At 45.3% G+C, this 21045-nt stretch carries 18 protein-coding genes; 9 read left to right on the top strand and 9 right to left on the bottom strand.

Annotation, left to right across the window (positions count from 1 at the left end):
* Window positions 1-9 precede the first annotated feature (9 nt).
* Window positions 10-3258: a SpoIIE family protein phosphatase gene (locus AC3FZD_RS14165; RefSeq protein ID WP_488736658.1), complete on the bottom strand. Its 3249-nt coding sequence runs from the start codon at window positions 3256-3258 to the stop codon at window positions 10-12.
* A gap of 81 nt (window positions 3259-3339) precedes the next feature.
* Window positions 3340-4755: an amidase gene (locus AC3FZD_RS14160; protein WP_488736657.1), complete on the bottom strand. Its 1416-nt coding sequence runs from the start codon at window positions 4753-4755 to the stop codon at window positions 3340-3342.
* A 24-nt stretch (window positions 4756-4779) separates the two neighbouring features.
* Between AC3FZD_RS14160 and AC3FZD_RS14155 the strand changes: the two genes are divergently transcribed.
* Window positions 4780-4926: a hypothetical protein gene (locus tag AC3FZD_RS14155; protein ID WP_488736656.1), complete on the top strand. Its 147-nt coding sequence runs from the start codon at window positions 4780-4782 to the stop codon at window positions 4924-4926.
* Window positions 4927-4983: 57 nt separating this feature from the next.
* Here the strand turns inward: AC3FZD_RS14155 and map are convergent, their stop codons facing one another.
* On the bottom strand, window positions 4984-5811 hold the full coding sequence (map, locus tag AC3FZD_RS14150; RefSeq protein ID WP_488736655.1) for a type I methionyl aminopeptidase: 828 nt from the start codon (window positions 5809-5811) through the stop codon (window positions 4984-4986).
* A gap of 134 nt (window positions 5812-5945) precedes the next feature.
* Between map and AC3FZD_RS14145 the strand changes: the two genes are divergently transcribed.
* Window positions 5946-6710, top strand: coding sequence for a rhomboid family intramembrane serine protease (locus tag AC3FZD_RS14145; RefSeq protein ID WP_488736654.1), 765 nt, complete (start codon window positions 5946-5948; stop codon window positions 6708-6710).
* A gap of 34 nt (window positions 6711-6744) precedes the next feature.
* Here AC3FZD_RS14145 and AC3FZD_RS14140 read toward each other — a convergent pair whose 3' ends face one another.
* Both AC3FZD_RS14140 and AC3FZD_RS14135 read right to left on the bottom strand, forming a co-directional pair.
* Window positions 6745-7452: a Rho termination factor N-terminal domain-containing protein gene (locus AC3FZD_RS14140; protein WP_488736653.1), complete on the bottom strand. Its 708-nt coding sequence runs from the start codon at window positions 7450-7452 to the stop codon at window positions 6745-6747.
* Window positions 7452-8810: a ParA family protein gene (locus tag AC3FZD_RS14135; RefSeq protein WP_488736652.1), complete on the bottom strand. Its 1359-nt coding sequence runs from the start codon at window positions 8808-8810 to the stop codon at window positions 7452-7454. The genes AC3FZD_RS14140 and AC3FZD_RS14135 overlap by 1 nt, the downstream gene beginning before the upstream one ends.
* Window positions 8811-8992: 182 nt before the next feature.
* On the opposite strand from AC3FZD_RS14135, the gene AC3FZD_RS14130 reads away from it, so the two are divergent.
* Window positions 8993-10021: a M23 family metallopeptidase gene (locus tag AC3FZD_RS14130; RefSeq protein WP_488736651.1), complete on the top strand. Its 1029-nt coding sequence runs from the start codon at window positions 8993-8995 to the stop codon at window positions 10019-10021.
* Between the two features lie 91 nt (window positions 10022-10112).
* On the opposite strand, the gene AC3FZD_RS14125 is transcribed toward AC3FZD_RS14130, so the two are convergent.
* The gene (locus tag AC3FZD_RS14125) at window positions 10113-12554 is read right to left on the bottom strand and encodes a hybrid sensor histidine kinase/response regulator (protein WP_488736650.1); all 2442 of its coding nucleotides are present in this window, start codon (window positions 12552-12554) and stop codon (window positions 10113-10115) included.
* A gap of 131 nt (window positions 12555-12685) precedes the next feature.
* Between AC3FZD_RS14125 and AC3FZD_RS14120 the strand changes: the two genes are divergently transcribed.
* Complete coding sequence (locus tag AC3FZD_RS14120) at window positions 12686-14377, top strand: peptide ligase PGM1-related protein (protein ID WP_488736649.1); 1692 nt, start codon at window positions 12686-12688, stop codon at window positions 14375-14377.
* A 268-nt stretch (window positions 14378-14645) separates the two neighbouring features.
* Here AC3FZD_RS14120 and AC3FZD_RS14115 read toward each other — a convergent pair whose 3' ends face one another.
* From AC3FZD_RS14115 to AC3FZD_RS14105, 3 genes are all read right to left on the bottom strand, one after another.
* Complete coding sequence (locus tag AC3FZD_RS14115) at window positions 14646-16061, bottom strand: NAD(P)(+) transhydrogenase (Re/Si-specific) subunit beta (RefSeq protein ID WP_488736648.1); 1416 nt, start codon at window positions 16059-16061, stop codon at window positions 14646-14648.
* A 138-nt stretch (window positions 16062-16199) separates the two neighbouring features.
* Complete coding sequence (locus tag AC3FZD_RS14110; protein ID WP_271941602.1) at window positions 16200-16487, bottom strand: NAD(P) transhydrogenase subunit alpha part 2; 288 nt, start codon at window positions 16485-16487, stop codon at window positions 16200-16202.
* Window positions 16488-16604: 117 nt separating this feature from the next.
* Window positions 16605-17756 (bottom strand): Re/Si-specific NAD(P)(+) transhydrogenase subunit alpha, encoded by a 1152-nt coding sequence (locus AC3FZD_RS14105; RefSeq protein WP_488736647.1) that lies wholly within the window; start codon window positions 17754-17756, stop codon window positions 16605-16607.
* Window positions 17757-18056: 300 nt separating this feature from the next.
* On the opposite strand from AC3FZD_RS14105, the gene AC3FZD_RS14100 reads away from it, so the two are divergent.
* The 5 genes from AC3FZD_RS14100 (at window position 18057) to yidC (ending at window position 21031) form a co-directional block, all read left to right on the top strand.
* Window positions 18057-18602: a DUF2808 domain-containing protein gene (locus AC3FZD_RS14100; RefSeq protein ID WP_488736646.1), complete on the top strand. Its 546-nt coding sequence runs from the start codon at window positions 18057-18059 to the stop codon at window positions 18600-18602.
* Window positions 18603-18711: 109 nt separating this feature from the next.
* A complete protein-coding gene (gene rpmH / locus AC3FZD_RS14095; RefSeq protein WP_488736645.1) occupies window positions 18712-18849 on the top strand; it encodes a 50S ribosomal protein L34 in 138 nt (45 codons plus the stop codon).
* Between the two features lie 77 nt (window positions 18850-18926).
* Window positions 18927-19304 carry a ribonuclease P protein component gene (gene rnpA / locus AC3FZD_RS14090; RefSeq protein WP_488736644.1) on the top strand — a complete coding sequence of 126 codons (378 nt, stop codon included), beginning with the start codon at window positions 18927-18929 and terminating at the stop codon, window positions 19302-19304.
* The gene (locus tag AC3FZD_RS14085; protein WP_488736643.1) at window positions 19294-19695 is read left to right on the top strand and encodes a PH domain-containing protein; all 402 of its coding nucleotides are present in this window, start codon (window positions 19294-19296) and stop codon (window positions 19693-19695) included. The genes rnpA and AC3FZD_RS14085 overlap by 11 nt, the downstream gene beginning before the upstream one ends.
* Before the next feature lie 151 nt (window positions 19696-19846).
* Complete coding sequence (gene yidC, locus AC3FZD_RS14080) at window positions 19847-21031, top strand: membrane protein insertase YidC (protein ID WP_488736642.1); 1185 nt, start codon at window positions 19847-19849, stop codon at window positions 21029-21031.
* The last annotated feature ends 14 nt before the right edge of the window (window positions 21032-21045 follow it).

Below are 21045 nucleotides of genomic sequence, written 5' to 3'. Positions count from 1 at the left end.
GGCGTAGCGCTATACTTTGCGCTTCAACACCACCAGGGTGATATCATCATAAACCCTTTGTGTGCCAATATGATGCTTGAGGTCAGCAATAATGGCGGTTTTAATCTCATCGGCGCTCTGATGGCGATCGCGCTGGATAATGCTACAGAGGCGATCGAGTCCATAATGCACCTTATCCAGATTTTCCGCTTCCGTAATCCCATCCGTATATAATACGGTCACATCTCCAGGATTTAACTTTAACTCCACTTGCTCAAAAAAATCGCCCACATCCCGATCTAAACCAATGGGAAAACCTAAATCTAGGGTATCAATACAGTTGATTTCTCCCGTCGATCGCACCAGAATTAAAGATTCATGTTGTCCACTGAGCCTTAATATTCCCTGATTGTATTCTACCACCAACAGCGTTAAATGCTTATCGGAATTCATGCGCTCAATATTATCTAAAATCGTCCGATTTAAGACCGTAAAAAACACCTTAATATCGGCAAACTGGCTATAACTCAAACACCGAATCGCCGTTTGTACCATAATCGCTAAAACACCACTTTCGAGTCCATGTCCCGTCACATCGCCAATACTCACCATCACCCCTTGATTTTGAGCAAAAATATCATAATAATCTCCTCCCACTTCATCGGCATTTTCCATAAAACCAGCAATTTCCAAATCTTCAACCAACTGTAAATCAGTAGTTTTTGGCAGCAGCATTTTTTGCAATCTACTGGTAATTTCAACTTCTGTGGCTAACCGCAAGTTTTCGATCTTCAACTTTTTTAGATTTAAGTGCATTCTCACCCGCGCCAAAAATTCATCCTTAGACACTGGCTTAGTTAAATAATCATTCGCTCCTAACTCTAAGCCAATGACTAAATCCGCGACTTGATTCTTAGTGCTTAACAAAATAATGGGTAACTCTGTGGGACTTTTACTCAGACGAATTTGGCGAGTTACTTCATATCCCGTCATGCGCGGCATCATCACATCCAGAATCATTAAATCAGGAGTAAATCCTTGTTCGATAAAATGCAAAGCTTCTTCACCACTTTGAGCTTGCACAATCACATGATCTTCAGAATTGAGATAACTAGAATAAAACTGGAGATGAATTAATTCATCATCAACCAACAATATTTTAGATTTTTCACTCTGGTTTTCTGAGATTTTACAAGGTTGATAAACAGTGGAAAAATCCCCCGGATCTGAAGAGTGCTGTCTGCCAAAATCTACAGGAGAATAAGTCGGTTCGCTAGCAATGGGTAAGGTGAAGATAAAACTAGATCCCAACCCCAAGCTAGAGACAACTTGTAATTGTCCCCCATGCAATTCAATCAAACATTTGGTTAAGGTTAATCCTAACCCTAATCCGCCATAAAGCTGAGTTATTGTTTCATCTCCTTGTGAAAAAGAATGAAAAATTTGATCGATTTTTTCTTGAGAAATACCAATTCCAGTATCCTTAACAGTAATTTGCAAATTCTCATTGACTGCAATAGCGTTTAATGTTATTTTTCCAGATTCCGTGAATTTAATCGCATTATTAATTAATTCATATAAAATTTGTTCGATCCGATTTTCATCAGCATAAGCCAGAGGTAAATCATGGGGAATTTGATTTTCAATTTCAATGTTTTTATGGCCAATCAGAGGTTGGCATTCCGTTAAGGTTACCTTGGCGATCGCCCTAATTTCAACCGCCTTACAGTTAAGGGTTAATTCATGATAATTTAATCTAGATAAATCTAAAATATTATTAACTAAATTGAGCAGTCTCCGGCCACTAGAGACGATCAAAGATAAATTAAATTGGGTGAGTTCAGATAATGGTTCTGTACTCTGGTCAAGAATAGATTCAGCTAATCCAATCATGCCATTTAACGGGGTTCTGAGTTCATAAGATGTGTTAGCTAAAAACTCGTCTTTGAGGCGATCGATTCGTTCTAATTCTTGATTCTTTTTCTCTAAATCAGAAAATGAATGTTGAATTTGATCCGCCATCAGATTAAAAGAGTCAGCCAAATCTCGCAACTCGTCAAACCGACGTAAAGTGACTCGTTTATCCCATTCTCCTTTGGCAATCGCTTTAGCCGATCCATTGAGTTTTTTGATCGGCTCGATTACGCGCCTTGCAGTAATCATACTCATTAAAATAGCGATAAAGAAGGCACTTAAGCACAGGAGCAGAGTATGATAAAGATTAGTATAAATAGGGCCCATAAAATCGGAGATGGGAATTACCACAATCACTAACCAATCCAAGCCTTGATTATCGGTCAATGGCGCAATATGAACTAAGTTATTTTGATGATTTCGTTTAAATAGTAATTGTTTGGGACTATAGAGATTTTCCCAAGATCCAAATCGATCCAGAAGATATTGGCTGGTTTCTTGAATCAAAGGATTATCTAGTTCAACCGCTTTGATTCTTTGGGGTTTATCTCGATTCAATTGATAAAGACGATCGTTCGTTGATGAGGCGACTAACTGTCCAGATCGATCGACAATAAAGGCCATTCCAGAAGGACTAACTTGTAAATTTTTCAGTAATTCGTTAACGTAAGTTAGGGGAATTTCTGCACCCAATACCCCTAAAATTTCACCATTTGGCCGGGCTACAGGGGTTACCGGGGTAGCATAAAGAAAATATTCTTCTGGGTTGACATAGGAATAAGCAGAAATGGAGATTGAACTCCAAGTGGGTTGGCGTTTTTCAACGGCAGTTTTATACCAGTCTTTAAGCCGAGTGTCATAGGGTTGGCTGCCTAAAAATTCCTGGCGATCGCAGTTCTCATCTAAGCGATAAACTTCTCGCTCTGGAATATTACCTTCCCTGACTTTGACCAACGTTTCGCCATTTTCGAGCTGCTGAACGGCTAAGAGTTCGCCAGTAGGACGACCAAAGAGTAAATACTCTACCCCATTATCTTGTTTGACTAACCGTTGAAAATAACATTGAAGTTGATCGAAATCCGTAATATCAATTTGATCGGTATCAATGGCTCCTTGAATCGTTTGATATACTGAATGAGGAGCCGCTAATTTCATGGCTAAAATTTGGGCAATGCGATCGCTGGTTTCCCGTCCCAGTTGCTTGACCAAAATATCTACCGCGTCTTTTCCACTATGGAAAGATAATCCAGTAATCACTACCGTCACTATCCCCAATTGCAGGATAAAGGGAACCGTTAGCAGAGTATGCAGGGAAAGACGATAAATCAGGGGGTTGATTAAACGACCACAGAATTTCCAGACCATAGGGGAAGGACAGCAGAAACGGTCTTTATCCCAGAATATCACTCTGGATAGAAGAGTGGGGAGATGGCGATCTGCTCTTCCTTATTTACTCTTCATTTTTAATTCCATAGGGGGGCGATATTCACCCCAGTTATAAATGGTTTCTAACTGAGCAGCTAAGGATAAAAGGGTGGCTTCTGCGCCGGGTTTGCCTATTAGTTGCACGCTCAGGGGTAGACCTCGATCGCCGAATCCGACAGGAAGGGCGATCGCCGGTTGTCCTGTAGCATTAAAGGGAGCGCAAGGTGCGATCCAACGAGTAACATTTTCAAAGATGTGAGCTGGGTCTAAACCAGACCATTCTCCTACTTTAATCGGTGGATGCAGATAAACCGGGAGCAGCAAGACATCATAGCGATCCCAAAATCCCACAATGCGGCGACTGATGATCTGCATTTCCCGAACGGCTTGCAGATATTGTCCCGCATTCACCGTGCGAGAGGCTAACCATTGATTAATCGGCTCCAGCAGTTCCAGGGGTAGACCGGATGCCGCCACCCCAGACTGCCAAATAGTGGTAAAGGGTTCTTTGATATCCGCGACTACGGGACAAGCTTCTTCTAAGTGATGACCCAGACCCGCTAACACTTTGGCGGTATCAGTAACTGCTTGCTGATATTCTGGGGTCGCTTGACCGAAGTCAGACAGGTTGGGACTAAAGGCGATCCGTAGGGAAGCGGGAGGTTGCTGATAACTTTGGGCGAAGGGAATAGGGGGATCGGGTAACCAATAGGGGTCTCCGGTAACATAACCGGCCATGGCATCGAGTAAGGTGGCGGTATCGGCAATGGTGCGGGCTAAAATGCCGTTCGTGGCTAACCCATGGAGACTATCACCAGCCGGAGCGCAGGAAATTCTCCCTCGTGAGGGCTTTAAACCCACCAGTCCACAACAGGCGGCTGGCCCCCGTACCGATCCGCCCCCATCCGATCCATGGGCAATGGGGCATAAACCGGCAGCGAGGGCAGAGGAAGCGCCCCCACTGGAGCCTCCGGAGGTATGGTCTAGGTTCCAGGGGTTACGGGTGGGAGGAAAGCCAGGGGGTTCGGTGAAGGGCATGGAACCGAGTTGGGAGGTGGCGGTTTTGCCCAGGAGAATCAATCCGGCTTGTCGGAGTTTGGTGACGATGCCATCATCTTCGGTGGCCATTTCGTTTTTTAGGGCGGCGACTCCAAAAGAACAGCGCACGTCTTGGACTCGTTTGAGGTCTTTGATGGGGATGGGAACGCCAAAGAAGGGGGGGAGATCGGTGGGATTTTTAGCGAGGGTTTCGGTTTTGACTTTGGCATCAGCGATCGCCTCTTCAGTCATAACGGTGAAGTAGCTACCGAGTTGGCTGTCATAGGTGGCGATGCGGTCTAGATAGAGTTCGACTAATTCTAGGGGAGAAATTTGTTTAGAGCGGATCAGTTGGGCTTGTTCTGTGGCTGGAGTAAAGGCGAGGTCGGTTGAGTTCATGGGGACTAAGAGGGGGATAAGAAGATGCTTTATTATGGGAGATTCGAGCTGTTGGTGCGGCGATCGCTTGGCCAGTTTGCCAATTGTCCTAGTCTCCAGCAAAATCGGATGGTTATTTTATCCGGAGCCATCTTTTATCTAGGGGAAGAGCATTTAATAGATGCACCCTGATTCCTATCTCACCCCCAGTTCTTACAAGCTGGGGGTTTTTTATGGCCCTACCTGCTGCTACACCAGGGTGCGATCGGTGAGAATTTCGTAACCCTTCTCCGTCACTAGAACTGTATGCTCAAATTGGGCAGAGAGAGCATTATCCACGGTAACTACTGTCCATTGGTCGGGTAAAACACGAGTAATTTTTGAACCCGCATTCACAATTGGTTCGATCGCCAAAGCCATTCCTGGACGCAGAGTGACATTCGGTAAGTCCTGGGTGCGAAAGTTAAATACAGCCGGTTCTTCATGCAAGTTGCGTCCCACTCCATGACCGGTATAGTTTTCTACGATAGTATAACCATAGGGTTGCACATAATCTTCAATGCCACCCGCAATATCAAGCAAGGTATTACCGGGTTTTACCTGTTTTATGCCTTCATACAGGGCTTGTTCTGCCACGTCGATCAGTTTTTGGGTTGATGCGGGAATTTTTCCCAAGAAAATTGTAATACAAGAATCACCGTGATACCCCTGATAATAGGCTCCTGTATCTACCTTCAAGATATCCCCTGATTTTAGGATTTGTTTGCGGGAGGGAATACCATGAACCACTTGATGATTAACGGAGGCACAAATCGAAGCCGGAAAGCCATGATAGCCCTTAAAACTCGGTGTGGCATCCATCTGGCGAATCCGTTGTTCTGCATAGGCATCTAGATCGGCAGTGGTCATTCCCGGCTGGGCTATTTCCGCAATTTCTTTGAGAACGGTAGCTACAATTTTACCGCTAATTCGCATGATCTCAATTTCGGCTGCTGATTTGAGTTCGATCCCTCGATTCCTTTGGCTAAATAGGGGTTTGATCGCGGGTTGAGAGAGAAGTTTGGTCAAAATATTCATGTCGAATTTCTGGGAATGGGTATAGAGGCCATAGTTAATTTTACCGGATGTCTCTATCTGAGGGAGAAATCAGGCAACGGATTGGAAATGATTTTGTTAAGATCGGGGTTATTCTACTCCCATTCCCTACTGTTATGATTCCTATCCGCGATACCCAATCTAGTGCCTACTCTCCGGTTATTTGTTATGGTTTAATCGGTTTGATGTTGATGGTATTTCTAGCTCAAATTCGCTTAGATTTAGGGGGAGAATTAAGGGATTGGGTAGGCTATTGGGGCATGATTCCCAACGAGATTACAGGATTATGGCAAGAGGGCATCGCTAGGGGAAATCCGGCGGTATGGGTAGCTTTTTTATGGCGCTGTTTTGCGATTTTACCTGCCTTATTTCTGCATAAAAGTTATGCTCAAATTCTAGGTAATTTATTGTTCTTGTTTGTGTTTGGCAGACGGCTCGAAAAGGACATGGGGCGATGGGATTTTCTGGTTTTTTATCTGTTCAGTGGTGTGATGATGGGTGTAGTGCGAGTTTTCCTCGATCCGGATGTGGCTTTACCGATTATTGGTGCAAATGGGGCGATCGCCGCTATTCTCGGCGCGTATGTCATCCGGTTTCCCAAAGCTAAAATTGAAACGCTGCTTCCCTTGCTGATTGTGTTTATCCCGATTCAACTGCCAGCCACTTTTTATCTGTTTTGGTGGTTCTTGCAGCAGTTTTCCTACGGTATTGGCTCATTCGATCTCCCGGTGAACCCCCTCACCCCTGGGTATGTACTGCAACAACTGCTGGCGATCGCCTGGGGCATGGGGATCGCGTCAGCGATGGGTCGCATTATCGCCCATTTCTGGCTCAATCCTCAAGTTTCCCAGCCAAGAACGCTGCATCAGGGGAAAGAATAATCTCGATCCCAAATAGCCGGGATGGAGTTTCAGCTTATGCTTTTAACAACTCAAGTAACTCCCCTTTCTTCAATTTAGAATAGCCCGATAAACCCCGTTCTTTGGCGATTTTCTTCAATTCGGCAACCGTTAAACTCTTGAGCGCCTTTGGCTCAACCGTCTCTTTTTGCTTGCTCTTAGGTGTCTCAACAGGCACAGTCAGTTGAGCAGACAGATAAAAGATCTCCTTAAATGCATTCAACTTTGCCCCTTTGGTAATGCCACACTTGAGTTGAGTTACCTCCATTAAACTCGGTTTCCAATGGTGGCGTGGTGCTTCAAAAATGCGGTTGGTTGCCACAGCTAGTGTTACCCCTTTTAAGGGATTAACAGTACGATGAATTAAGTAGTCTAATCCAGAGTGAATGTCATCAACCGTTGCGGTGGCTAAGTTGATTTTCGGTAACCGTTCTTGCGAGAGTAACACTGAGGCGGTTTGTGTCGCTTCTGAATCATCAGCAATGATACACCAGACTTTCTCTAAACCCGCTTCTTCAGCCACGGCATAGGCAAACATATTACTGATGACTTGGTAGCGATCTTGACCGGTTTGCTTAACAATAATCGGGAGCCAGTTGCGATCGCCAGCCCGACTCACTGCCTTAGCTGTCTCCTTAATCAAAAATTCATGCATCTTTACCGGTTCTCCCGGTTCAATTTCCTCTAAATAGAGATAGATAAGAGCGCCAATTTCCTGTTTCATTAGATAAAATACTCCTGAACTAATTCCTTATAAAATTCATAAACTCCCTTATACAGATAGGCTGCTGGCTTACGTTTAAACACTGCATTGGAAATGGGAGCATAGTTTTTGAGCGTAAACACATCCATATTTTTATTTCCCTGGGTATGTTTTGGGAAAAAATAGGGTTGTAAATCTACACCAAAATTTTTCTTATGGGATTTGATAATGGTCTCAATAGCCTCCTGAGCTTGTCTTTGTTGGGCATCACTAATAGTTTCTCCATTATAAAATATAGGTAATGCGGTAGGATTATCCGCATCTGGGGATAAAATATCTCGCCTGCGGTTCCCCACTTCCGGCAAAAATTGGGAGATGGCTAAAGCTGCATTTTCTAAAGAAGCTAAATTATTATGCTTTGTCGGAATTAATACTACATCGGCTGCCATCACTGCCTCTTGACTAAACAGTTGCCAATTGGGAGGAGAATCAATCAAAATATAATCATACTCATTGCGTAGAATTTGCAGAACTTGTCTTAATCTCCCCCTGGTCACTTTTGCCGTTAACTCTTGTTCTTTCAATTGCAAAAAAGTTTCATCGGCTGGAATCACATCAAATCCGAGCTTTTTCCCCGATTTAAGCGTCTGACGATACTGAACGATCGCCTCTTGAATCGGATGGTTTTTATAATCCTCTAAACACTGATATAATCGACTTGATGCCGGTTGAATCTCCAAGCTATTACTTAAATCTCGTTGATTGGGATCAAAATCGATGACTAAGACTTTTTTGGCGTATAAGCTTAAGGTGGCAGCTACATTAATGGTTGTGGTAGTTTTGCCCACTCCTCCTTTATTATTGTAACAGACCACAAACAGGGCCCTAGCTGTCTGTTTGAGATGCTGTTTAATGTCGGCAACTTTTTGATCGATATTGTCGGCATTCAAAGGCGTGAGTTGGGTAACTGGAAAAACGACTTTTCCATGCTTGCGAAACAATTGAATTGAGTCTCCATTGGTAATGATTCCCCAACGCACAGACTTACAGTTGGTGGAGTCAGGAGAAAGATAACGCTTTAGTTGATTCACTGTTGCTTGATATCGAGTAGACTGGTTAAAATTAATCTCTCTGCCTTTGATTTCAATCAATAAAAAGGGGTCTTGAGGCTTTTCTAAAAAACTCTCATTATTCCTATCTTTACGAGCAGCAAAATCAACCTTATCATTGCCTCGACCCGTAGGATATTCCGGAAAATACTCATTTTTGGCAAACCCTAGGGCCTCTAATAAAATGGGCATGAAATTATGGTTAACAATAGATTCTTGAGCATTTTGGGGAAGGGATAACCAAGCCTTTTGGAGCGCGGATTCGGTCATGATCTCAGGGTTGTGGGTATAATACAGCAACATTGAACATCGTAACTCACTTAAATAAAAATGTCTTATTTCTAATGAGATTGTTTTATTTCTTTACATAAATATACAGAGATTTGAGATATTATTCAGAAAAGCGGCGATCGCTGACCGATCTATTGTTAATTGTTAATTGATATTTACTGATGAAGCTCCTCAAACGAATCCGTATATCTACTATAGTATTTATTCTGCTAGGCGTAATCTTCTTTACCAGTTGTAGCCTGTTGAGTAATAGTCAGGCACAAACCCAAACTTGGCCGAAATTTGCCCAGCCCATTCAGTGTTCTTTAGGAGAGGATTGTTATATTCTCCGCTATGTAGACCGCGACCCAGGGCCGGGTTATGTGGATGTGGGATGTGGTCGGATGACTGAAGATGGCCACTCTGGAACCGATTTTGGTATCCCGGATGAATGGGCGATGAAACAAGGTGTACCAGTGCTTGCGGCTGCTCCTGGCCGGGTATTGCGGGTGCGGGATGGGGTAGAAGATAAGCGGATCGCTTCTCCAGCAGATTTAGCGGTCATTGATGGTATCAATTGTGGTAATGGTATGGTCATCGATCACGGTCAGGGTTGGGAAAGCCAATATTGTCATTTACGCCAGGGGAGTGTATCCGTACAACCGGGAACAGAGGTCAAAACAGGCACAGTATTGGGCATGGTAGGGTCTTCGGGTGAGTCTTCCTTTCCCCATGTCCATTTAACCCTTCGCTATCAGGGAAATGTGGTCGATCCGTTTGTGGGGCCAGAAGCGGGGCCGGGATGTAATGTTTCAGGTAGTTCTCTGTGGAGTCAGGAAATCAAATATACTCCAACGGGGTTAATTCGGGCGGGTTTTGCCAGTGAAGTGCCGGATCTCAACCGGGTGTGGTCGGGTGAGTTTCGGGACGAGCAGTTATCCTTGCAGGGGGGAGCCTTGGTGTTCTGGGTGCATGGGTTTGGGGTGTTACAGGGAGATGAGGAATACTTGCGAGTGGTCGATCCCCAGGGTCAGACAATCGCCGAAAACAAGACAGTGCGCGATCGCCCCAATCGCATCACCTTAGCCTATGCGGGCAAGAAAAACACCCGCGATCGCCCCCTAATTCCCGGCACTTGGCGCGGGGAATATCAACTTAAACGGGGCGATCGAACCCTGATTAATGTGACTAAAACGGTTGAAGTTGAGTAAACCTTGTCCTCTCCCTAAATCCCTCTCCCACGGGAGAGAGACTTTTTCCCCTTCTCCCACAGGAGAAGGGGTTAGGGGATGAGGGCAAAATCTACACCAAACGGCGCACCGTTTCTAACAACAACTCCTGACTAAATCCCCCCTTCGTTAAATAAGCACTTGCCCCAGCTTCTGCACCCCGATGTTTATCCTCATCAGAAGCCAAAGACGTAACTAAAATAATCGGCAGGTCTTCATATTCCTTATGCTCCCGAATTTTAGCAGCCAATGACAATCCATCCAAATTAGGCATTTGCACATCAGAAATCACCCCATCAAAATGACGGCTTCTCAACTTATTATAAGCATCCAAACCATCCACCGCCGTAACCACCTCATACCCCGCACTTTCCAAAATTCGTTTTTCTTGGGTACGGGTAGCGATAGAATCTTCTGCTAACAATAAAACGGCTGATTTCTGATTTTCTTCCTTCGGGTTCACCACCTGTAAAGACTCAACTTTACGCTGGATATTTTTCTTCTGGACGGACTTCACTAGATCTTGGGGATTTAAGACCATACAAACTTCTCCCGTGCCTAAAATCGTCGCGCCAGAAACATTTCGCACCCGTTGCAGGAGGAGACTTTGGGGTTTGAGAATAATATCCTGTTGATCGAGCAGTTCATCTACAATAATCCCTAATAACTCTGGCCCCACTTGCAAAATAATACAAGGCCAAAATTCTAGGGTTTTGGTTTTACCTGATTCTCCCTTAGATTCAGAAGGAATAGGTAATTCTAAAATTTCTTCTAGCCGGGCAATAGAAATCGGCCGATCCCCCATAGCATAAGTATCTCGACCTTCAATGGCAAAAATCTGATGTTCTGGAATTAACAGTGTGGTCTTCACGAATTCCACAGGAATAGCATAGGTTGAGCTTTGAACTGATACCAATAAAACGGAAGCAGTGGCTAGACTGGTACTCAGTTGGATCGTAAATTTACACCCTTTACCCGGTGTTGAATCAACCTGAATATTGCCCTTCAAATGCTCTACATTGGTGCGTACCACATCTAACCCCACACCTCGTCCAGAAACTTCGGTGACGAATTGACGAGTAGAAAATCCAGGGGTAAAAATCAGAGCTTGAATTTGTGCCTCAGTCATGGCTTCGAGTTCTTCGGGTCGCCGCAATCCCTTTTCTTTAGCCGTGCGTTTAATGTTTTCTAGGTTTAAACCTTGACCATCATCTTCTAGTTCAATCAAAATACTATTGCCAGTTTGAAACCCTTTAAGACGAATAGTTGCTTGGGGTTGTTTACCTTGGGCAATGCGTTCTGCTGGGGTTTCAATGCCATGATCGATGCTATTACGGATCATGTGCATTAACGGGTCTTTCATTTCTTCTAAAATGCGTTTATCGGCTTTGGTTTCTGCGCCTTCAATAATTAAGTTAACTTGTTTTCCTTGTTGTTTGGCTAAATCGCGAACTAAGCGAGGAAATAGGTTAAAAATAGTAGATAGGGGTAATAGTCTTAGGGTGCGAATCCCAAAATCGAGTTGACTGGCGATCGCCTCTAAGCGAGCCACATCTTCCGAAGCTCGCGATCGCAACTGATTTAAGAGCTTACCCATTTCTTCTAAATATTCTTCATGCCTTTGTTTGAGGGCTTGCAACTTATCCACACTCTGCTCAAAACTCAAATTGCCATAGGTTTGCCGGTTCCACTCTTCCCACAAATTCACCATATCGTTAATGGTATTAATATGATGGGCCATGCGGATTTTACTAACCGTTAACTCCCCCGTTTGGGTCATCAAATCATCTAGATTGCGAGTCGCCACCCGCACACTCTCAATCCGATAACTCGATCCCATCACAGGTGTTTCTGGTTTTGAGGGGGTTTGGGTGAGGACGGGTGGAGAACTGCTGATGGATTGTTCTGGTACAGAGGGAGTAGAGGAGGCTTTAAAAACTGGTTCTGCGGGTACAGGTGGCTTCTCTAACACAGGCTCTAGTTCCGGTTCGGGAAGGGAGACCTCCATCTCAGATTGTGCTTCTGCTGGCTCTGTTAGCTCCTCTGGCTGGGGAGTATCCGTTGCTGATGCTGGTTCTGCTCTCTCGATGGGTTGCTCGACGACAGTTTCCCCTTGAAAAGTCGGACTTTCGGGGATATTCGCCCCCATCAGTACAGCCAACACTTTATAGGCTTGAATCCTTGAAGGTTCACCGGTTACAGCTTCATGAACCATTTGGCGCATGGCATCTAAGCCATAATAGAGGCGATCGCCCATACCCCCCTCAAGAGCCGTGCTATTCTCTTTGAGTTTACCGACCACTTGCTCGATTTGATGGGACAAAGATTCCACATCCTTGACCCCTAACATCCGCGAGTCTCCTTTGAGGGTATGAGCCTCTCGCAACACTTCTTGGAGTTTTTCTCTATCTTCTGGATATCGCTCTAGGTGCAAAATACCTGCCTCTAAATTTTGCAGGTGTTCCTCGCTAGAGACTTTATACAGTTGCCGCAGTTCTTCATCTTCGATGATCATGATTCACCTGGGATCGACGGAAAGGACTTAAGTCTAAAAGGGTTGGTATTTGCTCAAAGATTATTCATCAAATAGCACACATCCGATCTGATAAGGTTCTATTGTTTAGACTTTATTGTGGAGTTAACCTCATGCACCACTCCAACCACGGAATCGAATGTAAAGATCGACCAGATGTTATTGAGCAATTTCAATATCTTCAAACTCAGTGGCGAAATTCACTCTCTTATCACAGTTGTGAGTTACCCCAACGCCTGGATCAAAGTCAGATCGCCCCGAATGGGCAGACTTGCCCTATAACTGAACCTGATGATTATGATATCTTGGTTATTCCCTCCCTGAGCTTAGATCAACAAGAACTTCAGAAAGTTGAAGGGGTAATGCACTACGAAGAACGAATGCTATTTTCCCTGATTCGCTTAAAAAATCCTCACACTCGCTTAGTTTATGTTACCTCGGAACCGCTACCAGAGATTATTGTTGATTATTATCTCCATCTTTTGCCCGGTATTCCCTTTTCCCATGCTCGCGATCGCCTGTTACTCTTCTCGGCTTACGATCGCTCCTGTAAATCTCTAACAGAAAAAATTTTAGACCGTCCCCGCTTAATTGAGCGCATTCGGCGATCTCTTCGTTCTTCCCAATCCTATATGGTTTGTTTTAACTCTACTTCCTGGGAACGGGAATTATCTGTCAGATTACAGCTACCCCTGTTTGCTTGCGATCCGGATTTACTTTATTGGGGTACAAAATCCGGCAGTCGGGAAATTTTTGCCCAATGTAATATTCCCCATCCCGATGGATGTCATTCGGTGTGGAATTCCCAAGACTTAGCCGAAGCCTCCGCCGACTTATGGGAACGACAACCCCACCTAAAGCGCATGGTGATTAAACTCAATGAGGGGTTTTCCGGTGAAGGTAATGCCTTGCTCAATTTAACCTCTATTGCTGATTATCAACCGGGGAAAGCTTCCCATCGCGATCGCCTCCGCGCCATTAAAAACCAGTTTCAGCATCTCAGATTCCAAGGACTTGGAGAAACCTGGCCCACCTTTGGCTCCCGTATCCCCGAATTAGGCGCTATTGTCGAAGCCTTTATTGAAGGAGAAAAAAAGCGATCGCCCAGTGTCCAAGCCCAAATTACCCCCCTAGGAACCGTAGAAATTCTCTCCACCCATGACCAAATTTTAGGCGGGCCCGACGGTCAAATTTACTTAGGCTGTCAATTTCCCGCCAACGAAGCCTATCGCCTGAAAATTCAAGAATATGGCCGCCTAATTGGCCAGAATTTAGCCGAAAAAGGAGCCTTAGAGCGATTTGCTGTAGATTTTATCGCCGTTCCCTCTGGAAATTCCTCTTTCCCAGATTGGGATATATTCGCCATTGAAATCAACTTACGCTGCGGTGGAACCACCCATCCGTTTATGACCTTAAAATATTTGACCGGAGGATCTTATAATTCTGAGGATGGCCTATTTTATAGCCAAAAAGGGCGGCCCAAATATTATCTGGCTACCGACAATTTAAAGCAAAAACAATATCAAGGACTCTTGCCCCACGATTTAATTGATATTATCGCCCATCATAATCTGCATTTTGATACCGGGACAGAAACGGGAACCATTTTTCATTTAATAGGAACTTTATCTGAGTTTGGTAAACTGGGATTAACCAATATTGGCGATTCTTTAGCCCAATGCGAACTTTTTCATCAAAAAGTTATTTCTGTTTTAGATCGGGAGACCCAACTTTATACAGGAACCGCTAAAACTCCCATTTCATCCAGTCCTAATATTGTGGGCAATCTTCCCATTCATCATTAAAAGAAAAACTATTTTCTTTTAACCTCTATTCCCCTTCTCAAGGCTTTCAACCAGAGGCTATTGAGTCAAGGGAAGGTGAAAATGCAGGTGATTGGGGCCATTATGCGTAAACTTCTTCATTTGGCTTTCGCCTTGTTGAAGTCCCAAAAGCCTTTTGACCCCAATTACACGATCGCCGTCCCGATCGCCACCCCTTGACATCCAAGAGAGTATCTACAACCAACCTAATTAATAACCGTTTAATCGGACTTGATATCAGATGGGTTAACTACAACTCTTTCACACTCGACACCAGTTGATTCACCACATCCTTGGCGCTACCGAAGAGCATCATGGTTTTATCTTTGTAAAACAACTCATTATCAACCCCGGCAAACCCCGTATTCATACTGCGCTTAATCACAATGGTATGCTTGGCTCGGTCTACCTCTAAAATGGGCATTCCATAAATGGGGCTATCCTGATTACTGCGAGCTGCGGGATTAACCACATCATTCGCTCCAATCACCAAGGCAACATCAGTTTGGTCAAATTGGGGATTGATGTCATCCATATCATAGAGTTGGTTGTAGGGAACATTGGCTTCTGCTAACAGAACGTTCATATGTCCTGGCATCCGTCCAGCAACGGGATGAATGGCATATTTGACTTCAACCCCTTGTTTTTCCAGTAAATCCGCTAACTCCCTGACGACATGCTGGGCTTGGGCAACTGCCATGCCATATCCAGGAACGATCACCACAGATTTAGAATAGCCAAGCATCATCGCTCCTTCTTCTGAGTCAATGCTGTGAACGGTGAGTTGCCCCGCGCCTCCGGAACTTCCCGCACTACTGCTTCCTTCTGCGGTTCCAAAGCCACTGAAGAGAACATTGGTAAGCGTGCGGTTCATGGCTTTACACATGATTTGGGTGAGGATTAAACCAGAGGCTCCGACTAATGCACCAGAAATAATTAGCACATTATTCATCACCACAAATCCGGCGGCACTGGCGGCTAAACCAGAAAGGGAGTTGAGCAGGGAAATAACTACGGGCATGTCACCGCCACCAATGGGAATCACAAATAAGACTCCCAAGAGTAAGGAAATTGCGGTCATGCCGAGGAAAATGGGGGTGTTGAGGGAGTCGTAGAGTAAATAGCCGGTTGCACCGAGGAAGGCAATTAACAACAGGATATTAATGGGTTGTTGCAGGGGAAATTTAATCGGCGCTCCGGTGAGTAAGCCTTGCAGTTTTCCGAAAGCAATCAGAGAACCGGTGAGGGTAATACCACCAATAAAGACACTGAGAATAATGGAGAGGTTGGCATCGATGGGAATGGGTTGCTGCTCGGTTAAGCGCCGCCAAAATTCGGCGATCGCCACTAGAGCAGATGCAGCCCCCCCTAAACCATTAAACAAGCCTACCATCTGCGGCATGGCGGTCATGGCAACTTGTTTGGCGGAGATCGCCCCAATGAGAGAACCAATAATAATCCCCACTAGAATCAGTTCATAGTTGAGGACTTGCCGATCTAACAGGGTAGCTGCAACGGCTAAAAACATGGCAATGGAGGCTAATAAATTCCCATTGCGAGCGGTTGCTGGAGAGCCTAATTGTTTCAAACCAATGATAAACAGAGAAGCAGAAACTAGATATACCAGTTGAATCCCTGTGGGTAAATAATCCATGAATGTTGTCATGACTGTTTGTCTTTCCAAATTACAATTGATCCCCCCTTGCCCCCCTTAATAAGGGGGGAATTGGATCGAAAAAGTCCCACTTTTTAAAGTGCGATCGAGAAAGTCCCCCTTATTAAGGGGGATTTAGGGGGATCTCGATCACGCTTCTTTCTTCTTGAACATTTGCAACATGCGATCGGTGACCAAAAAGCCGCCTACCACGTTGATCGTGGCGCAGACAACGGCAATCAGACCGAGGATTACGCTAATGCTGAGGGTGCGATCGCCGGCCACAATTAAGGCCCCAATTAAGGCAATTCCAGAAATGGCATTCGCCCCGGACATCAAAGGAGTGTGCAAAGTAGGCGGAACTTTGTTAATCACTTCAAAGCCCGCAAAACTAGCCAGCACAAAGACAAATAACGCGCCAATTAATGATTCTGTCATGGTTTTGGTAATAGGTAATGAGGTTAACGGTTGCCCTCATCCCCCAACCCCTTCTCCCACGGGAGAAGGGGAGCATCAGTCCCTCTCCTGTGGGAGAGGGATATAGGGAGAGGGCATTTAACTGGCTACAGCAGACTGTTCGCTGGCGATCGCCTCTTTAACTCTTTGATTGCGAACTTCTCCCCCATGAGTGACACAAGTGCTGCTGATAATATCATCAGAGAAATCGAGATTTAACTCCCCTTCTTTGACCAGATAATTCAGCAAAGTGGAGATATTTTTAGCATACATTTGTGACGCATGAACCGCCATTGATGCGGGCAGATTGATGGGGCCAATCACGGTAACACCTTCATAGACAACATCTTTACCCGCTTCACTCACTTCACAATTTCCGCCTTGTTCAGCCGCTAAATCAACCACCACTGAACCCGGCTTCATTTGCGCCACCATTTCTTTCGTCACCAACCGGGGCGCTTTTTTCCCCGGAACTTGTGCGGTGGTAATCACCACATCGGCCGTTTTCACATGCTCGGCGACCAATTCTTGGGAGCGCCGTTTCGAGTCTTCGGAAATTTCTCGCGCATAACCCCCTTCAGCTACGGTTTCTTCATTGAGCTGCACTTCTACGAATTTAGCGCCCAAACTTTGCACTTCTTCTTTGACTGCCGGACGAATATCAAAGGCTTCTACCACCGCGCCAAGTCGTTTTGCCGTGGCAATCGCCTGTAAACCGGCAACTCCCGCCCCAATCACAAACACCTTAGCCGGTCGAATCGTCCCCGCAGCCGTAGTTAACATGGGGAAGAACTTAGGCAGTGCCGCCGCCGCAATCAACACCGCCTTATAGCCAGCTACCCCCGCTTGAGAGGATAAAGCATCCATACTTTGGGCGCGACTGGTACGGGGGATCAATTCCATACTCAAGGCTGTTACCTGAGCATCGGCCAATTTTTGCATCATCTCCGGTTGCCCCAGAGGATTTAAAAAGCTGATTAAAACCTTTCCGGGAGTCAATAGCCCTAATTCTTCTTCTAGAGGAGATCCAACTTTTAAGAGGACATCCACTTCCTTCCATAATTTCTCTTTATCAGAAATAACTTGCGCTCCGGCCTCCTCATAGGCAGAATCCGCAAAAAAGGAGGATTCGCCCAGGCCAGACTCGACCCAAATCTCTAAACCCTGTTTGGTTAACTTGGCTATCACATCGGGAATTAGAGCAACTCGGCGTTCTCGATATTCAACTTCTTTAGCAACTCCTATTTTCATGGATATTCCTCTTCTATAGTGATCGATGAGCTATTGGTGAACTAGCACGCTGGCTGGATGGATAGCACCGACTGGACTTGCGCGATCGCATTTGGTTTTTATGGATCGTAGGCCGATCCCCGAAAACCCAGGGGGATCTTTAACTTGTTTTATGAATTAGGTATTTTTGGCACTTTTGCACCCCGCCTTGCGTCGGCATTAGGGCCCTAGGTTGGTGACTTTTGTCAATCTAGTCATTTCTTTTGGTAAAGTTTAGTAACGGTGTTTTCAATCAATATGAGTCAATTTAGTGGTTTTCCTATGATCCAAACTTTAAAGTCGATCAAGCTTCCCCTGTTAGCTGCGGCAATCGCCACCGGTCTAGTGGCCGCCATCCCCACCCTAACCCTCGCCAATGGCTTACCCGGACTAACCATTTTTGGCGGCCCTGGACGGGAGAATACCCTGGATTTTCGTTTCGACTTCGAGGGAATTGCCAATGAGTGGGATCGCTATCGGTTCCGGGTTCCTCAGAAGAAACTCACTGAAGCGGTGCAGTCCTTTACCATTTCCTACTCCGAAAGTCCTGCTAACTATACAGGCAAAATAGACCCCGATCAAATAGAAGTGCGGATCAAAGGAGAGGCCCAACCCCTACAAGAGGTGGTTTGGGATCAGGAAAATAAACTGGTGGAGATTTATCCAGAAAAGTCCATCCCCGCAGGGACGGCAGGCTTAGAATTGGTCTTTTCCAACGTCAAAAACCCCGGATTTGGCACGTATCGGTTTAAGTGTCTGATCTTGACCCCTGGGGAAGTGCCCATGCCCCGCTATATCGGTACGTGGGAATTCCAGATCAGCCCCTAATTCTCCATTTCTCAGCCCAATTTAGGAAGATCGAAAGCGCGATCGATGGTACAATAAGCGATCGTGGCATTTTTATTCGATCTGCTAACCATTTAGGAAAAACAATTCTATGAGTAAACGCACCTTAGAGGGAACCAATCGCAAACAAAAGAGAACATCTGGGTTTCGGGCCCGGATGCGGAGTAATACCGGCCGCCGAGTCATTCAGGCCCGTCGTAAGAAAGGTCGTCATCGGTTAACGGTTTAAGATTTATGGCTAATGGGAGAATGGGGAGAAATTGCCGATTACCCATTACCGATTACCCATTAGCAAATCCCTAGATCATGCTACCCAAGGCGAACCGACTTAAAAATCGACGACATTTTGTTGGAGTCTATCGTCAAGGAGTCCGATACGAAACTGACCATTTGACCCTAAGAGCTTTAGGGCCAAAAATTTCCTATTCCCAAAGTGCCCACCGTCCCAGTCATCCCACTCAAATCGGTATTGTGATCGGCAAAAAAGTCGATAAACGAGCGGTTTATCGCAATCGGATCAAACGGCAAATTCGGGCAACCCTACGTCAACTCCTCCCCCAAATTCAGAGGGGATGGCAATTGGTGTTTATTGTGCGCCCCAATGTCCAATCCTGCAATTCCGATCAATTTCTGCAAGAATTAGAGCAGTTATTGGTACAGGCAGAGGTACTCAATGGGAATTAAAGAAGATGTGGTTTATGAGGGTGGCCCCCATGTTGGAGATTTGCTCTTCAATGTGTTGATTGGTTTTACGATCATTGCTCTCCCTTTAACGATTGGCTCCATTATTCGAGCGATTTGGTCTCGATATCGGATTACCAATCGCCGGATTTCGACGACGGGAGGATGGATGGGACGCAACCGTACCGATGTGATTTACTCGGAAATGGCCCAAGTGGTGGTCGTTCCTAGGGGGTTGGGATCTTGGGGGGATATGGTGATCACCCTCAAGGATGGTAGCCGTCTAGAAATGCGATCGCTCCCCCGATTTCGGGAACTGTATGACTATATCAATGGCAAAATCTCTAAAAACCCCCAAGCGAAAAGTAGCTCTAGGGGTAAGGTTAAGGCCTAATCCTTATATTCTCCCTATTCTCCGAGAACAGTAAATGTCATCTCATTTTGGCTCCTTCACTGTTCTCGGTGAAAATCGATTAGATCAAGCCTCCGACAATCAGATACACTGAAGAGGCAGTTCCTCAGCGCAAAAGGTTAACTCACGACGAATGGACTTTGGTATTGGTTTTCTCTCCAGCAACGTTATGCTACCGATCCTGGACTTTTTCTACGGGATCGTACCTAGCTATGGTTTGGCGATCGTCGCCCTAACCTTAGTAATTCGGTTTGCTCTGTATCCCCTGAGCGCCGGATCAATTCGCAGTATGCGGCGTACTCGTGTGGTACAACCGTACATGCAGAAGCGACAAGAAGAAATTCGCAATCGGTATAAAGATGACCCCACAAAACAACAGGAAGAGATGGCCAAGCTCTTCAAAGAAGTGGGTAATCCCTTAGCCGGATGTTTGCCAGTGCTGATTCAAATGCCGGTGCTATTTGCCTTGTTTGCCACGTTGCGCGGATCGCCGTTTTCGGATGTCAACTATACAGTGGATGTACAGATTTTTCCCCAGGAACAGATCCAGCGAATTCAACCCCAAATTTATGCCACTAAACCTCAGAATATCTATATTGAAGATGGGGTTCACGCTAAAGTCGCGGCGATTTTGACCGGAGGTAATAAGATTGGGGTGGGCGAGAAGGCTCAAATTAACCTGCAAACGGTGGAAGGACAAACGGTTAAAGAATTGGTGGCGCAGTATCCCGATCAGGTGCAAAAGCTACAACCAACTTGGACGGTAACCAAGGGTGGAGAGCTGGTGGACATTAATCCTGATGGTACGCTGGTGGCTCTACAACCGGGAGAGGTCACCTTTCAAGGGACAGTGCCGGGATTAGCCGCAGAGAAAGGATTTTTATTTATTAAAGCTCTGGGACGAGTTGGGGCTTTTGATGAGAATGGCAACATTAACTTCGATATCCTGGGGATGGTGTTGTTCTTTGGGGTCAGTTTGTATCTGAACCAGGTGCTGTCTGGCCAGGGAGGAAGCAGTAATGATGCGAATTCTCAGCAACAAACGATTAATAAAATTACGCCGGTAATCTTTACGGGGATGTTTTTATTCTTTCCTTTACCGGCTGGAGTTTTGATGTATATGGTGATTGCCAATATTTTCCAAACGGCGCAAACGTTTATTTTGTCCAAGGAACCGTTGCCGGAAAATCTCCAGAAGTTGGTTGAAGAAAAAGGTTTGAGCGTTAGTCCTGCGGGTACAATATCTGAGAATCGCACGGATCTGCCTTTTGAAAAACGGTCTAAAAAGAAGACTAAACCAGAATCTAAGAAGAAATAGGCATCGGTAGTAGC

The organism is Roseofilum sp. KMC-1 (genome assembly GCF_057802075.1).
This window is presented reverse-complemented; position numbering and strand designations above follow the sequence as displayed.